The organism is Bradyrhizobium sp. 155, from assembly GCF_023101105.1.
GTDB lineage: Bacteria > Pseudomonadota > Alphaproteobacteria > Rhizobiales > Xanthobacteraceae > Bradyrhizobium > Bradyrhizobium canariense_D.
Window position 1 is genome coordinate 5,387,392 of record NZ_CP064704.1, and the last position, 14,435, is coordinate 5,401,826.

Consider the following 14,435-nt stretch of genomic DNA (forward strand, 5'->3'; position numbering starts at 1 on the left):
CGGTATTCAACGCCCTCGTTGCGAGCTAGCCAAACCGCCTTCTACGCCATTCGATCAGCTTGGCGCTGACTTCCTCCGGCTTCTCCTGCTGCGTCCAATGGCCGCTGTCGCGGACCAGATATTTTTCCAGATCGGGGATCAGCTTGTCCATGCCATCGGCGGAAGACGGCGGCAACACCGCGTCGTTCTCGGCCATGATCATCAGCGACGGCACGCGCACCGTATGATCGAGCCCTTCGGCGCGCATCCAGTTGCGGGACATATTGCGGTACCAGTTGATGCCGCCGGTGAAGCCCGTCCTGGTGAAATTGTCCACGAACACCTTTTTCTCTTCCGGCGACAGGATCGGCGTGCGAGGATCGTGCTTCGCATCGTAGCCCGCGATCATCTGCGGAAATGCCAGGTTCAGTCGCGGGGAGGCACCGACACCCGCGACGACTTCCTCCGCCGGAGCATCTGCCGGGCGCGCTACGGGCTTGCGCATGAAGGCATCGAAGGTCTGCTCGACGCGACTGCCAAAGATCTTGTCGGGCTCACGCGCGGGATCCTGGAACTGCACGATATACATCTTTTCGCCGAAGCGCGCGCGCAGGAGCTCGATCGGATCGGCCCAGGCGCGGTTGGTATGAGGCGTATTGATGCCGACCACGCCGGCGACCCGGTCGATGTGCCGGAGTGGCATCTGCCAGACGATAAAACCGCCCCAGTCATGGCCGACGAAGATCGCCTTGTCGATCTGAAGATGGTCGAGCAGGCCGATCAGATCGCCGGTCAGGTGCTCGATGTCGTAGTCCTCGACCGGCTCTGGCCGGTCGGTCGCGCCGTAGCCGCGCTGGTCCGGCGCGATCACGCGGATGCCGGCCTCGCTCAGCGCCTTGATCTGGTGGCGCCAGGAAAATGCGAGTTCGGGCCAGCCATGGCACAGCACCATCGGCGGCTTGTCTGTAACCGGGCCCGCCTCGTAATAGCCCATGCGGATTCCGTTCGTCTGTACGAACTTGAGCGGTGGCATTTCAATCATCGGAACATTCCTACTCAGCGGCGCCCTTGATGTCCGCCGCGGGCGAAGCATAGGCAGCCTCGAGCGCGGCGAATTCTTCCGGCAGCATGTCGCACATCACCTGCACGTGCGGAATGATGTTGGCGCCGACGATGAAGCCGAAATCGAGCTGGTCGCGATAGCTCTGCACGGTGATGTTGAGCGCCTGTCCGTGCGTCGAGATCGATACCGGGAAGATGTGCAACAGCTCCGCGCCCGCGGCGTAGAGCGTCTGCCGCGGCCCCGGCACGTTGGACACCGTAATGTTCGCAGCCGGCGGCAACACATTCGACAAGTCGGAGCGGCTGTAGAGCAGCGCCATGATCTGCACGACAATCGGCGCGCCCAGCATCGAGATATTGGAGATCTGCGGCATCAGAGCCCGCAGCGGATGCGACATCTCCTTGGACTTGGTCGATTGCGCGATAATGGCTTCCAGGCGTGCCTTGGGATCGTCGATGTTGGTTGCGATCGAGCAGATCATGCCGAACACCTGGTTGTTGGCGTCGGTGTTGCCCTCCTCGCGCAGCGAGATCGGTACGGCAGCGGTCAAGGACTTCGCCGGCAACGTTCCATGTTGCTGCAGGTAGCGCCGGACCACCCCGGAAGCGAGCGCCAGCACGACGTCGTTGAGTTTGCCGCCGGCCTGCTTGGCCAGCGCCTTGGATCGCGACAGCGAAATCGAGACACCGGCGAAGCTGCGCTCGGACGAGATCGATTTGTTGAGCATGGTCGGCGGCGAGACCATGCTGGCGAGGCTCTCGCGCGATTTTGGATCGGATATCTTGCCGAGCACGTCCGAGACGCTCTTGACCATGGTTGGGATGTTGCCGGCAAAGCGCACCGCACTCTCGATCTGGTACATCGCATTGTCGAACAGGATCGAACCGATATCGCTCTTGCCGGTGCGTGGCAGCTGCAGATTCTTCGCGGCCGCCGATGCATCGAGCGGCTGGGTGAAAAGCTGCTGGTAGGAATCGACCAGGTTCGCTGCGATGTCGCGCGGCTCCTGCCCGGGCTTCGCTCCCGCGGTCGGCGGATCGACCTTCCGCGGGATCGGCGAGATGTCGTAGATCATGTTGGTCAGCGCCGCACCGGCGCCGCCGTCGATGGCGGCATGATGCATCTTGGAATAGAGCCCGACCTCGTTGTCCTTCATGCCCTCGAACACGTAGAACTCCCAGAGCGGGCGGGCACGGTTCAAGAGCTTGGCGTGCATCCAGCCCACGATGCGTTCGAGCGTAGCGCGGTCGCGCGGCTGCGGCAGGCTGGCGCGGAAGATGTGACGGTCAATGTCGAACTGATCGTCCTCGATCCAGGAGGGATGATCGATATCGAGCGGCGCCTTCTCCAGCCGCGCTTTGAGGATCGGCGCGATGTGCAGGCGCGAGACGATCATCGCCTTGAAATCTTCGAAGAAGTCGCCCTTGTAGTCGTCCGGCAGACGAAAGATCGCCATGCTCCCGACATGCATCGGCATTTCCGGCGTTTCCAGATAGAGAAACGACGCGTCCAGCGATGACAGCTTCTTACCGTCAGCCATAGTTCCCTCCCGAGTATTTGACGGGCGCCTTAGGCGGCGCTTCTCGTCAGGCCGATACTGCCTGTTCCGGCGGGGCATATGCAATGGCAAACGGCCCTGCCCTGTCAAATGGCCAGAACTCTCCCTCCGGTTGCGCAAGGCGGTCCGCCACGGCCCACAGCGCCGCGGGATTCACCCCAAGCCCGATATGGCTCGCCAGGTGCACCTCGATGTTCTCGGCACGGTCGGAGGGACGCAGCAGGCAGGTCCGCCAGTTCACAATCCCGTCGGCGCGCGAATAGATCGACGTCGCCGGCACCGGAAGATCGCCGGCGATCGCCACGCGCAGCTCGGCGAAATCCTCGACACGCTCGCCGGACATCATCTCGTAGAGCCGCGTCGCATTGGTCGCCCGTATGTCATTGGCAAAAGGGCTGCCGAGCGTGATGGCATTGCGGACCATGTCGGGCGCCTGGAGCGCGAGATCGCGCGCATAGACGCCGCCGAGACTCCATCCGACCAGGCTGACCTTGCGGCCGCTCGCAGCATGGATTTCGGCTAGACGGGCGCGCAACGAATCCCGCATCCGTCCGAACCCGCCGAAATTTCGGCCCATCCGCCAGGCATGTGCCTCATAGCCAAGCTCGCTGAGATAGCGCCGCATCGGCGCCATCGAGAGATCGCTGGCGAGGAAGCCAGGCAGCGCCAGCACCGGATGGCCGTCGCCTTTTGGCGCCCGCATCAGGACCGGCGACAGCAGCAGGCTGGCGTTGAGTTCGAGCAACCCACGGGCTTCGGCGAGCAGCAAAGCAAGGCCCGGCGGACGAAGCCGGCCTGAGGTCTGCGGCCCGTCCGGACCGGGCGGCATTATTTCTTCTTATCGCCGCTGCGCGTGCCGCCGAGGCCGGCCATGGTGACGAACATGTCCTGAAATCGCTCGGCAAGCTTTGGATCGAAGGTGAACCAGCTCTGGATGAGCGATTCCGGCGAGACCTTGTCGATGTTGCTCAGAACCTGCTGCTGCAGCTTGTCCATGACCGCCGTCTGCATTGGTGCCAGGTCGGGCAATCCGATGAACTGACGGGCTTCGAGGGGGGTACAGTCGATTTCGATGTTAACTTTCATGTCCCCTCCAGATGAGATTCGAGCGGCCTACTGCAGTATCGCCGCGAGGCGGTGTACAACGCAAGCGACCTGAAGCCGGTGGCGGCGCTCCGGCTTCCCCGATCGGCGGATATGGTCAATCAAAATCGGCCGCGGCCGCGCCCGTCCTCCCGTCATGCCGGTCAGCATTGCTGCACAGCGGTGCAACTTGGCGCGTTCCTTGCTGGAATGGCGCTTGCACGGGTCGAGAACTCTGGGCAACATGGTTCGATCAGCCCCGCCGAACAATCAAAAATGACGGTGCGGGCGAGTGGAGAGGTCAAGAATGTCAGTCGGACGAAGTCTGTTTGCGGCGACGCTCGCCAGTATGCTTGCGTTGGCGGTCTCGCCGGCGTCGAGCCAGACGCTGCGCTACGCCAACCAGGGCGATCTCAAGTCGCTTGATCCGTATTCGCTGAACGAGTCCACCACGCACGCTCATCTCGGTCACGTCTATCAAGGCCTCACCGCGCGCGACAAGGACCTGAAGATCATCCCGGCGCTGGCTGAGAGCTGGGAGACACCGGAGCCGACCCGCTGGCGCTTCCATTTGCGCAAGGGCGTCAAATTTCATAACGGCGACCCCTTCACCGCCGACGACGTGCTGTTCTCCGCCGATCGCGTCCGCAACAAGAACTCGAACATGCAGACCCGGCTGGCGCCCAACGTCAAGGTCGTCAAGGTCGACGACTACACAGTCGATTTCGTCCTGCCCTCGCCCAATCCCATCCTAAATTCGTCGTGGGATGTCTGGTACATCATGGACAAGAAATGGGCTGAGGAGAACAAAGCGGTCGAGCCGACGCCGGTGTCCGCGACCTCTCCGAGCTATGCCTCGCTTCACGAGAACGGCACCGGTCCCTTCATCATCGAAAGCCATCAGCCCGGTGTGAAGACCGTGTTCAAGGCCAATCCCAACTACTGGGGCAAGATGGAAGGTAACCTGAAGGAGATTATCTTCACCCCGATCTCGTCCGATGCCACCCGCGTCGCCGCGCTGCTCTCGGGTGAAGTGGACGTGATCGAGCCGGTGCCGATCCAGGACATCTCCCGCGTCGATGCGAGCCCGAATGCCCAGGTGCTGAAGGCCCCTGAGTTGCGCACCATCTTCATCGGATTCGATCAGACGCGTGACGAGCTGCTCTACTCCAACATCAAGGGCAAGAACCCGTTCAAGGATGTCAAGGTCCGCGAAGCCTTCTACAAAGCCATCGACATCGAGCTGATCAAGACGCGGGTGATGCGCGGGCTGTCCACGCCCTCGGCGCTGATGATCGCTCCGGAATTGTTCGTGCTGTCCAAGGAGTTCACCCGGCCGAAGTTCGATCCAGATGGTGCCAAGAAGCTCCTGGCCGAGGCCGGGTACCCCGAAGGCTTCGAGGTCACCATGGATTGCCCGAACGATCGGTACGTCAACGACGCGGCGATCTGCCAGGCCGTCGTGGGCATGCTTGCCCGCATCGGCGTCAAGATCAATCTGCTGGCGCAGCCCAAGGCGCAATACTTCGCCAAGGTGTTGAAGCAGGGCGGCTATCAGACCTCGTTCTACATGCTGGGCTGGACGCCGAGCACGATGGACTCCCATAACGTGCTCTACGACATCATGGGCTGTCGCGACGATGCGAAATCATCGCGCGGCGAGGCCAATCTCGGCGGCTATTGCAACAAGGAATTCGACGCCATCACCGACAAGGTGCTGGTCGAAACCGAGACCACAAAGCGCAACCAGCTGATCAAGCAAGCGTATGAGATCAGCATCAAGGACTGGGCTTATATTCCGCTGCACCAGCAGGCGCTGGCCTGGGGCGTATCGAAAAAGGTCAACCTGCCGCAGCGCGCCGACAATCTGGTCATGTTCCACTGGGCGACCAAGAAGGAATAGCGTCAGTTGAACACAAGGTCCCGGCAGCGTCAGGCTACCGGGACCTTTCCTTTTTCGGCTGACAAAGACGTCGGCCAGACGCACACTCAAGGAAAGTGGAAGGCATGCTCGCTTTCACTCTTCGCCGGGCCGTTCAGGCCATCGGCGTCATGTTCGCCGTCGGCATCATCGCGTTCTCGATGTTCCGCTTCGCCGGCGACCCCATCAACCAGATCGTCTCGCTTGATACGCCGGCGGCCGAACGCGCCGCCCTGCGCAAGTCGCTGGGCCTCGATGATCCCGTGCCGGTGCAGTTCGTGCGCTATTTCGCCGATGCGGCGCAATTCAAGTTCGGCGTCTCCTATCAGTTCCGCCAGCCGGTCTCGACGCTGTTGATGGAGCGTATGCCGGCAACGCTGGAACTTGCGATCTGCGCGACCGTATTTGCAATGATCTCCGGCATCCTGATGGGCGTCTATTCGGCGCTCAGGCGCGACACCCTGCTCGCCAAATTATTCCAGGCGGTTTCGCTGATTGGCATCTCGCTGCCGACTTTCCTGATCGGCATCCTTCTGATCTACCTGTTCGCAGTGACGTTGGGCTGGTTGCCCTCGTTCGGCCGGGGCGAAGTCGTCAAGCTGGGTTGGTGGACCACGGGCCTGCTCACATTGTCGGGCCTGAAGGCGCTGATCATGCCCTCGATCACGCTCGGCCTGTTCCAGATGACCCTGATCATGCGGCTGGTGCGCGCGGAGATGCTGGAAGTGCTTCGGACAGATTATATCCGCTTTGCCCGCGCCCGCGGGCTGACAACCCGTGCCATTCATTTCGGCCACGCGCTGAAGAACACGCTGATTCCGGTGATCACGGTAGCCGGCCTGCAGTTTGGCTCGGTTATTGCATTTTCGATCATCACCGAAACCGTGTTCCAATGGCCCGGCATGGGACTTCTGTTCGTACAGGCCGTGCAAAACGTCGATATCCCGATTATGGCCGCCTACTTGCTGATGGTCTCACTGATTTTCGTCACCATCAATCTGGTGGTCGACATCCTCTACACCGTCGTCGATCCGCGCCTGCGCGCGACCGTCGGCCGCGCCACATAAGGCAGCCTGTATGTCCGAAGTGGTCGCCTCTCATCCCGACAAGCCGAGCACGCTGCCGACGCATGCCGCCCGCAGCTGGTTCAGTCGCGCACTCAACAGCGACATCTTCTATTCGTTTCGCCGATCCAAGCTGACCATGGTGGCGGCAGTCATTACCGTGCTGTTCTTCCTGCTCGCGATCTTTGCCTCCGCGCTCGCGGTGCAGGACCCGTTCGATCCGGCACAGCTCCAATTGATGAATTCCCGGATCTCACCGCTCTGGACCGCCGAGGGGCAGAGCCCGTTCCTGCTCGGCACCGACGAGCAGGGCCGCGACGTGTTCTCCGCCATTCTCTACGGGCTGCGCATCTCGCTCGCCGTCGGCGTGGCCGGCGTGATCTTCGCCGGCGCGCTCGGCATCGCGCTTGGCCTGGTCGCCGGCTATTTCGGGGGCGCGGTGGACGGCGTGATCATGCGGATCGCCGACGTGCAACTCACTTTTCCCGCCATCCTGATCGCGCTGCTGGTCAACGGCATCGCCAAATCGATCCTCGGCAACCGGCTGGATGCAACCAGCATGCTGGTGGTGCTGGTGATCTCGATTGGCCTGAGTTTCTGGGTCGGGTATGCCCGCACGGTGCGCGGTTCCGTGATGGTCGAGAAGAACAAGGATTACGTGGCGGCCGCGCAATTGATCGGCCTTCCCGCACCAAAGATCATGTTCCGCCATGTGCTGCCAAACACGATGGGTCCGATCCTGGTCATCGCCACGATCAACCTTGCGCTCGCCATCATCACCGAGGCAACGCTGTCCTTCCTTGGCGTCGGCCTGCCCGACACAATGCCCTCGCTCGGCACGTTGATCCGCATCGGCAACAACTACCTGTTCGCGGGCGAATGGTGGATCGTGGCCTTTCCTGGTATCGCGCTCGCTGCCTTGATCCTGTCGATCAACCTGCTCGGCGACTGGCTGCGCGACGCGCTCAACCCGAAGCTCCGATGAGCAACATTTCGATGGGCAAGACTCGGATGAGCAAGACTTGGATGAGCAAGACCTGGACAAGCATGATTCGGATGAGCAAAACCTGGATGAGAGCGTCTCGCTCATGACCGACCCCATCCTCTCCGTGCGTAATCTTCAGGTCGAGTTCGCCTCCCGCCGCGGCACGCTACGCGCCATCGATGGCGTCTCCTTCGACATCGCCAAGGGCGAGGTACTCGGCGTGGTCGGCGAATCCGGCGCCGGCAAGTCCGTGACGGGCTTGGCTGTGATCGGCCTGATCGATCCGCCGGGCCGCATCGCCGGCGGCGAGATTCGCCTTGCGGGCCTGCGCATCGACAATTTGCCGGCGGAGGAGCTGCGCCGTATCCGGGGAAAACGGATCGGCATGATCTTCCAGGACCCCCTCACCTCGCTCAATCCGCTCTACCGCGTCGGCGACCAGCTCATCGAGACGATCAGAACGCATCTGAACCTGTCCGAGACCGCCGCCCGCCGCCGAGCCATCGACCTGCTCGCCGAAGTTGGAATCCCGGCTCCGGAAAAGCGCATCGACGGCTATCCGCACGAATTCTCCGGCGGCATGCGCCAGCGCGTTGTGATTGCGCTCGCGATCTGCGCCGAACCGGAGCTGATCATCGCCGACGAGCCGACCACCGCGCTCGACGTTTCCGTGCAGGCGCAGATCATCTCGCTGATCAAGCGTCTCGGCCGCGATCATGGCACTGCGGTGATGCTGGTGACCCACGACATGGGCGTGATCGCCGAGACCTCCGACCGGGTCGCGGTGATGTATGCCGGCCGCGTCGCCGAGATCGGTCCGGTGCAGGACGTGGTCAGAAACCCGCTGCACCCCTACGCCAAGGGCCTGATGGGCGCGATCCCGACCCTTGCCGGCGACGACAAGCGTCTGGTGCAGATCCCCGGCTCCATGCCGCGCCTGTCGGCGATCCCGCGCGGCTGTTCGTTCAATCCGCGCTGCGCATTCGCATTCGACCGATGCCGCGTGGAGAGGCCGGAGCCGCTGCCGCGCGGCACGCAATCCGTCGCCTGCCATCTCTATGACGGCGTGCCGGCCGAGAGCGCGGCATGAGCACTCCCTTCGTCCAGGCCACGAATCTGCGCCGCGTCTTCGACGTCTCGAAACCCTGGCTCAACCGCATGCTCGAAGGCGGGCAGCTCGAATATCTCAAGGCCGTCGATGGCGTCACCTTCGATATCAGGAAGGGCGAGACCTTTGCACTGGTCGGCGAATCCGGCTCGGGCAAGACCACGGTGGCGCGGATGGTCGTCGGCTTGCTGCCGCCAAGCTCCGGCAACGTCTTGATCGACGGCATCTCAATGACCGATCCGCGGCAGGCCCAGGCGCGGCGGAAACTGCGCCGCCGCATCCAGATGATCTTTCAGGATCCCTATGCGAGCCTGAACCCACGCTTCCGAGTCGACGCCATCATCTCCGAGCCAATCCGCGCGTTCGACCTGATCGAGGGCGAGCGCGACATCCAGGCGCGGGTCGGAGAGCTTCTCACCCTCGTCGGGCTGCATCCCGACGACAGGTTGAAATTTCCGCACGAATTCTCGGGCGGCCAGCGCCAGCGCATCGCGATCGCGCGCGCGCTCGCCTCCGACGCCGAATTCATCGTCTGCGACGAGCCGACCTCCGCGCTTGACGTCTCCGTGCAGGCGCAGATCCTGAACCTGATGCGCGACCTCCAGGACAAGTTCGGCTTGACCTACATGTTCATCAGCCACAACCTCGCCGTCGTCCGCCACATGGCGAGCCGCGTCGGTGTGATGTATCTCGGCCGCATCGTCGAGATCGCGGAAGGGCGCGAGCTGTTTGCCCATCCGCGCATGCCCTATACCAAGATGCTGCTTGGCGCCGTGCCTGATCTTGCCATGAGCGGCCGCCAGCGCATCCCCGTGAAGGGCGAGATCCCGAACCCGATCAACCCGCCGTCCGGGTGCGCCTTTAATCCGCGCTGCCCGCTGGCGTTCGATCTCTGCCGCAGGGAAGCACCTGAATTGATCGACGGCGTCGCCTGCCACGCGGTCAACACCGCGCCGGTACCGGCGTGACGCGCGCGTGCCATGCAGCCTGCGCATTTGGCGGCGGCCTGGCCCTGTGATCAATTGCGCGCGCCGCAAATGAGGTAGTCCATGGCCAGCATCGTCAATCCCGATCCCTTCACGACACGCCCCGAGATCGAAGGCACCTTCGGGGTCGTTGCGACCACGCACTGGATCGCGACCGCTATCGGGATGGCCATTCTGGAAAAGGGCGGCAATGCCTTTGACGCCGGCGTCGCCACCGCTTTCACGCTCCAGGTGGTCGAGCCGCATCTGAACGGCCCCGGCGGCGACGTTCCGATCATCGTGCACGACGTGAAGCGCGGCCGCACCGAGGTGATCTGCGGCCAGGGCCCGGCACCGGCCCGCGCCACCATCGCGCATTACAAGAGCGAAGGCCTCGACATGGTGCCCGGCACCGGCCTGCTCGCGGCCTGCGTCCCCGGCACCTTCGAATCCTGGATGATGCTGCTCCGTGACTACGGCACGATGCGCGTGCGCGATGTGCTGGAGCCCGCGATCTCCTATGCGCGCGACGGCTATCCGCTGGTCGAGCGCGCCTGCGCCACGATCCAGACCGTCGAGCAATTATTCCGCACGCACTGGCCGACATCGGCCGCCGTCTATCTCCCGAACGGCGAAGTGCCAAAGCCCGGCACGCTCTTCACCAACAAGACACTTGCGGCGACCTATGCGCGAATCCTGAGCGAGGCCGAAAGCGGCGGCGGCGGCCGCGATGCCGAGATCGAGCGCGCACGCAAGGCTTGGTCGCAGGGCTTCGTCGCGGAAGCCATCGACAAATTCTGCCGGACGCAGGACGTGATGGACGTCAGCGGCTCGCCGCATCGCGGTGTGCTGTCGGCCGACGACATGGCGCGCTGGCAGCCGACGGTCGAGGCTCCGCTCACCTACGATTATGGCCGCTACACGGTCTGCAAGGCCGGGGTCTGGAGCCAGGGTCCCGTGACGCTGCAGCAACTCGCGCTGCTGAAGGGCTTTGCCCTCGATGGGCTCGATCCGACCGGACCGGAGTTCATCCATCTCCAGATCGAATGCGCAAAACTCGCCTTTGCCGATCGCGAAAAATTCTACGGCGACCCCAAGTTCAGCGAAATCCCGATCGCAACGCTGCTGTCAGATGCCTATAACGACGAACGTCGTAAGTTGGTTACCGAGAAAGCTTCGCTCGATCTCCGGCCCGGCACGGTCGAGGGCCTTGGCGGCGTGGTCAAGCTGCGCCGAGCTGAGGGCCAGCGCGAGGCCGTCGGCGCGCTCGGCGCCGGCGAGCCAACCGTGGGGCGCTTCGGCGAGGTGCGCGGCGACACCGTGCATTTCGACATCATTGACAAGGTCGGCAACATGGTGTCCTCGACGCCGTCGGGAGGCTGGCTGCAATCCTCGCCTGTCATTCCCGAGCTGGGTTTCTGCCTCGGCAGCCGCGCACAAATGTTCGATTTGGAGGAGAACCAACCGAGCTCGCTCGCGCCGGGCAAACGGCCCCGCACCACGCTGTCGCCGACCATGGCACTGCGCGACGGCGAGCCTTATCTCGCCTGGGGCTCGCCCGGCGGCGACCAGCAGGACCAGTGGATCACGCAGTTTTTCCTCCGACACGTCCACTGCAATCTCAATCTCCAGGAGTCGATCGACGCGCCGGCCTGGCATTCCGAGCATTTCCCGATCTCGTTCTGGCCCCGCACCGCGCGCCCCGGCGTGCTCGTGATCGAGAACCGCGTGCCGAAGGCGACGATCGAGAACCTGCGTGAGCGCGGACATATCGTCGAGGTCGGTCCGGACTGGTCCGAAGGCCGCCTCACCGCGGCCTCGCGCGTCGGTCCGCGCCGCCGCGCCGCCGCCAATCCGCGCGGCATGCAGGGCTACGCCGCAGGACGCTAAAGGCAGCACATGACCTGGTCGATCATCGCGCGCGATTCTGCTACCAGCCAGTTTGGCATCGCCGTTGCCACGCGCTTCTTCGCCGTCGGCGCGCGTGTCCCCTACATCGCGGCGGGCCTTGGCGCCATCGCGACGCAGGCTTTCGTCAATCCTTATTACGGTATCGACGGCGTCAAGCTGCTGCGTGAGGGCCTCAACGCGCACGACGTGCTGGCCGCCCTGCTCGCGACCGACGACGGCCGCGAGAGCCGCCAGATTCACATCATGGACGCCAGCGGCGCGATTGCCGCGCATACCGGGCGCGACTGCGTGGATTGGTGCGGGCACATTGCGGGCAGCGGTTTCTCGATCGCCGGCAACATGCTCGCGGGCGCCGACGTGCTCGACGAGACCGCAAAAACCTATATCGCCAATGACAGCCTGCCCTTCCCGCGCCGCCTGCTTGCCGCGCTGCGCGCGGGCGAGGCCGCTGGCGGCGACAAGCGCGGCAAGCAGTCCGCCGCGCTCCTGATCCACGGCGAGGAGGAATGGCCGGCGCTGGACCTGCGCGCCGACGATCATCCCGATCCGCTCGGCGAGCTCGAGCGGCTCGAGCGCGTCAGCCACGAACTCTGGGTCCACTTCCGCGTTTCCATGCCAACCCGGCAGAACCCTGCCGGCAACACCGATCGCAGCGTCATCGACGCCAGCATCGCCGCAGCGCGCGCAATACGCTCATGAACCCGAGCCCCCTCATCGAGATCAGCGATCTGCGCATTCATTTTCACGGCGACGACGGCCGCGTCACCCATGCGGTCGACAGCGTCGATCTCAGCGTCGCCAATGGCGCGACGCTCGGCCTCGTCGGCGAATCCGGCTGCGGCAAGAGCGTGACGTCGCTGGCGATCATGGGCCTGCTGCCGAAGCAGAGCGCGGAGATCTCCGGCGCGATCCGCTTCGACGGTTTCGACCTGCTTAAGACGTCGGACCAGACGTTGCGGGACCTCCGCGGCAACCGGCTCGCGATGATCTTTCAGGAGCCGATGACCTCGCTCAATCCGAGCTTCACCATCGGCGACCAGATCATCGAGACGATTTTGCGCCACCGCGGCGGTTCGCGCAGGAGTGCGCGCGAGCGGGCGATCGATCTGCTGCGTCGCGTCCACATCCCCTCGCCCGAGCGGCGGATCGACGAATATCCGCACAAGCTCTCCGGCGGCATGCGCCAGCGCGTCATGATCGCGATGGCGCTCGCCTGCGACCCGCGGCTGCTGATCGCGGACGAGCCGACCACCGCGCTCGATGTCACGCTGCAGGCGCAGATCCTGGAGCTGATGCGCGAATTGAAGGCGGCGAGCGGCGCTGCCATCATCCTGATCACCCACGATCTCGGCGTCGTCGCCGAAGTCTGCGACGAGGTCGCGGTGATGTATGCCGGCGAGATCGTCGAGCGCGCGCCGGTGGACGAGCTGTTCTCAGCGCCGCAGCATCCCTACACCGTCGGCCTGCTCGGCTCGATCCCGCGGCTTGACCATCGCGCCGACCAGCTCGCCACGATCGAGGGCATGGTCCCGAACATGATGCAGCCGCCCGCGGGATGCCGCTTCGCCGCACGCTGCCCCTTCGTGCTGGACGCCTGCACCAAGGCGCCGCCCCCGCTGCTCGAAGTCAGCCCCGGCCACCTCTCGCGCTGCCTGCGCGCCCCGCTCGAACGTCTGGTGTCGTGATGGCTCTGCTCGAGGTTCAGGGTCTGCTCAAGCATTTCGTCGCCGAGCGTTCGCTGTTCGGCCGGGCGCTGGCGCATGTCAAAGCCGTCGATGGCGTTTCCTTCTCGCTCGATGCCGGCAAGACGCTAGCGCTGGTCGGTGAATCCGGCTGCGGCAAATCCACCGTTAGCCGCCTGGTGCTGCGGCTGATCGAGCCGGATGCAGGCACGATCCGTTTCGAAGGCCGCGATCTGCTCTCGCTCGACGCCGGCGCACTGCGCGCCTTTCGCCGCGAGGCGCAGATCATCTTCCAGGACCCCTACGCCTCGCTCAATCCGCGCATGACCGTCGGCCAGATCCTGACCGAGCCGCTGGCGCTGCACAATCTGGTGCCGCCCGCCCGGCGGCGCGAACGCGTCGAGGAGATCCTGCGGCTGGTCGGGCTGGAGCCGCGGCTGGCGCGTCGTTACCCGCACGAGTTTTCCGGCGGCCAGCGCCAGCGTATCGCCATCGCCCGCGCGCTCGCGGTCGAGCCGAAACTGATCATCTGCGATGAGCCGGTCTCGGCGCTCGACGTCTCGATCCGCTCGCAGATCCTCAATCTGCTGCGCGAGCTGCAGGACCGGCTCGGGCTGGCCTACATTTTCGTCTCGCACGACCTCGCGGTGGTCAAGCACATCGCCGACCACGTGGCGGTGATGAATCTCGGCCAGATCGTCGAGACGGCGGCGGCGGACGCGCTGTTTGCCGCACCGCGTCATCCCTACAGCCGGGCTCTATTGTCCGCGATTCCCGTGCCTAAACCGCGGGCAAAGCGCAGCCGCATTGTGCTGCAGGGCGAAATCCCCAGCGCGCTCAATCCGCCGCCGGGATGCCGCTTCCACACCCGCTGCCCCTACGTGGTCGACCGTTGCCGCAACGAAATGCCTCAGCTCGTGCAGGATGGCATCGGACATGCAACGGCATGCCACCGAACGTCGGAACTGCCGTCGTCCGAGGCGATCGTCCCAACGGACGGCGGCTTCTCCCCGGTTCTCGAAAAATTGGTCGCCGCCTTCAGCGGCGGCCCGGAAGCAGTCCGCGGCAGCGGGGTTAGTTCATTGGGGACGAACCCGGCATAGCCGTAAAACAGAG

At 64.1% G+C, this 14,435-nt stretch carries 13 protein-coding genes; 9 read left to right on the forward strand and 4 right to left on the reverse strand.

What is annotated here, in order from left to right:
• Window positions 1-25 precede the first annotated feature (25 nt).
• From IVA93_RS26160 to IVA93_RS26175, 4 genes are read right to left on the reverse strand one after another with little or no spacing between them, the layout of a single operon-like run.
• Window positions 26-1,021: an alpha/beta fold hydrolase gene (locus IVA93_RS26160; RefSeq protein ID WP_085385882.1), complete on the reverse strand. Its 996-nt coding sequence runs from the start codon at window positions 1,019-1,021 to the stop codon at window positions 26-28.
• 10 nt (window positions 1,022-1,031) lie between these two features.
• Complete coding sequence (locus IVA93_RS26165; RefSeq protein WP_085352151.1) at window positions 1,032-2,582, reverse strand: WS/DGAT/MGAT family O-acyltransferase; 1,551 nt, start codon at window positions 2,580-2,582, stop codon at window positions 1,032-1,034.
• A gap of 46 nt (window positions 2,583-2,628) precedes the next feature.
• Window positions 2,629-3,429: an esterase/lipase family protein gene (locus tag IVA93_RS26170; RefSeq protein WP_018457034.1), complete on the reverse strand. Its 801-nt coding sequence runs from the start codon at window positions 3,427-3,429 to the stop codon at window positions 2,629-2,631.
• Window positions 3,429-3,686 (reverse strand): DUF6489 family protein, encoded by a 258-nt coding sequence (locus IVA93_RS26175; RefSeq protein ID WP_007593837.1) that lies wholly within the window; start codon window positions 3,684-3,686, stop codon window positions 3,429-3,431. The genes IVA93_RS26170 and IVA93_RS26175 overlap by 1 nt, the downstream gene beginning before the upstream one ends.
• A 304-nt stretch (window positions 3,687-3,990) precedes the next feature.
• Between IVA93_RS26175 and IVA93_RS26180 the strand changes: the two genes are divergently transcribed.
• From IVA93_RS26180 to IVA93_RS26220, 9 genes are all read left to right on the forward strand, one after another.
• Window positions 3,991-5,586, forward strand: a complete 1,596-nt coding sequence (locus IVA93_RS26180) for an ABC transporter substrate-binding protein (RefSeq protein ID WP_085362291.1) — start codon at window positions 3,991-3,993, stop codon at window positions 5,584-5,586.
• Between the two features lie 104 nt (window positions 5,587-5,690).
• Window positions 5,691-6,671 carry an ABC transporter permease gene (locus tag IVA93_RS26185; RefSeq protein WP_247789266.1) on the forward strand — a complete coding sequence of 327 codons (981 nt, stop codon included), beginning with the start codon at window positions 5,691-5,693 and terminating at the stop codon, window positions 6,669-6,671.
• A 10-nt stretch (window positions 6,672-6,681) separates the two neighbouring features.
• Window positions 6,682-7,653 carry an ABC transporter permease gene (locus tag IVA93_RS26190; RefSeq protein WP_018457036.1) on the forward strand — a complete coding sequence of 324 codons (972 nt, stop codon included), beginning with the start codon at window positions 6,682-6,684 and terminating at the stop codon, window positions 7,651-7,653.
• Window positions 7,654-7,756: 103 nt separating this feature from the next.
• Complete coding sequence (locus IVA93_RS26195; protein ID WP_247363484.1) at window positions 7,757-8,743, forward strand: ABC transporter ATP-binding protein; 987 nt, start codon at window positions 7,757-7,759, stop codon at window positions 8,741-8,743.
• Window positions 8,740-9,729, forward strand: coding sequence for an ABC transporter ATP-binding protein (locus IVA93_RS26200; RefSeq protein ID WP_247363485.1), 990 nt, complete (start codon window positions 8,740-8,742; stop codon window positions 9,727-9,729). Before IVA93_RS26195 ends, IVA93_RS26200 begins: the two co-directional genes overlap by 4 nt.
• A gap of 81 nt (window positions 9,730-9,810) precedes the next feature.
• On the forward strand, window positions 9,811-11,616 hold the full coding sequence (locus tag IVA93_RS26205) for a gamma-glutamyltransferase family protein (RefSeq protein ID WP_085352149.1): 1,806 nt from the start codon (window positions 9,811-9,813) through the stop codon (window positions 11,614-11,616).
• Window positions 11,617-11,625: 9 nt separating this feature from the next.
• Window positions 11,626-12,336 (forward strand): DUF1028 domain-containing protein, encoded by a 711-nt coding sequence (locus tag IVA93_RS26210; protein ID WP_018457040.1) that lies wholly within the window; start codon window positions 11,626-11,628, stop codon window positions 12,334-12,336.
• A complete protein-coding gene (locus IVA93_RS26215; RefSeq protein ID WP_018457041.1) occupies window positions 12,333-13,322 on the forward strand; it encodes an ABC transporter ATP-binding protein in 990 nt (329 codons plus the stop codon). The genes IVA93_RS26210 and IVA93_RS26215 overlap by 4 nt, the downstream gene beginning before the upstream one ends.
• On the forward strand, window positions 13,322-14,422 hold the full coding sequence (locus IVA93_RS26220; protein WP_018457042.1) for an ABC transporter ATP-binding protein: 1,101 nt from the start codon (window positions 13,322-13,324) through the stop codon (window positions 14,420-14,422). Before IVA93_RS26215 ends, IVA93_RS26220 begins: the two co-directional genes overlap by 1 nt.
• Window positions 14,423-14,435: the final 13 nt, after the last annotated feature.

Bases quoted from the DNA above. Each gene is read 5' to 3' on its own strand.
- IVA93_RS26160 (WP_085385882.1), bottom strand. From the start codon at position 1,021: ATGATTGAAATGCCACCGCTCAAGTTCGTACAGACGAACGGAATCCGC.
- IVA93_RS26165 (WP_085352151.1), bottom strand. From the start codon at position 2,582: ATGGCTGACGGTAAGAAGCTGTCATCGCTGGACGCGTCGTTTCTCTAT.
- IVA93_RS26170 (WP_018457034.1), bottom strand. From the start codon at position 3,429: ATGCCGCCCGGTCCGGACGGGCCGCAGACCTCAGGCCGGCTTCGTCCG.
- IVA93_RS26175 (WP_007593837.1), bottom strand. From the start codon at position 3,686: ATGAAAGTTAACATCGAAATCGACTGTACCCCCCTCGAAGCCCGTCAG.
- IVA93_RS26180 (WP_085362291.1), top strand. From the start codon at position 3,991: ATGTCAGTCGGACGAAGTCTGTTTGCGGCGACGCTCGCCAGTATGCTT.
- IVA93_RS26185 (WP_247789266.1), top strand. From the start codon at position 5,691: ATGCTCGCTTTCACTCTTCGCCGGGCCGTTCAGGCCATCGGCGTCATG.
- IVA93_RS26190 (WP_018457036.1), top strand. From the start codon at position 6,682: ATGTCCGAAGTGGTCGCCTCTCATCCCGACAAGCCGAGCACGCTGCCG.
- IVA93_RS26195 (WP_247363484.1), top strand. From the start codon at position 7,757: ATGACCGACCCCATCCTCTCCGTGCGTAATCTTCAGGTCGAGTTCGCC.
- IVA93_RS26200 (WP_247363485.1), top strand. From the start codon at position 8,740: ATGAGCACTCCCTTCGTCCAGGCCACGAATCTGCGCCGCGTCTTCGAC.
- IVA93_RS26205 (WP_085352149.1), top strand. From the start codon at position 9,811: ATGGCCAGCATCGTCAATCCCGATCCCTTCACGACACGCCCCGAGATC.
- IVA93_RS26210 (WP_018457040.1), top strand. From the start codon at position 11,626: ATGACCTGGTCGATCATCGCGCGCGATTCTGCTACCAGCCAGTTTGGC.
- IVA93_RS26215 (WP_018457041.1), top strand. From the start codon at position 12,333: ATGAACCCGAGCCCCCTCATCGAGATCAGCGATCTGCGCATTCATTTT.
- IVA93_RS26220 (WP_018457042.1), top strand. From the start codon at position 13,322: ATGGCTCTGCTCGAGGTTCAGGGTCTGCTCAAGCATTTCGTCGCCGAG.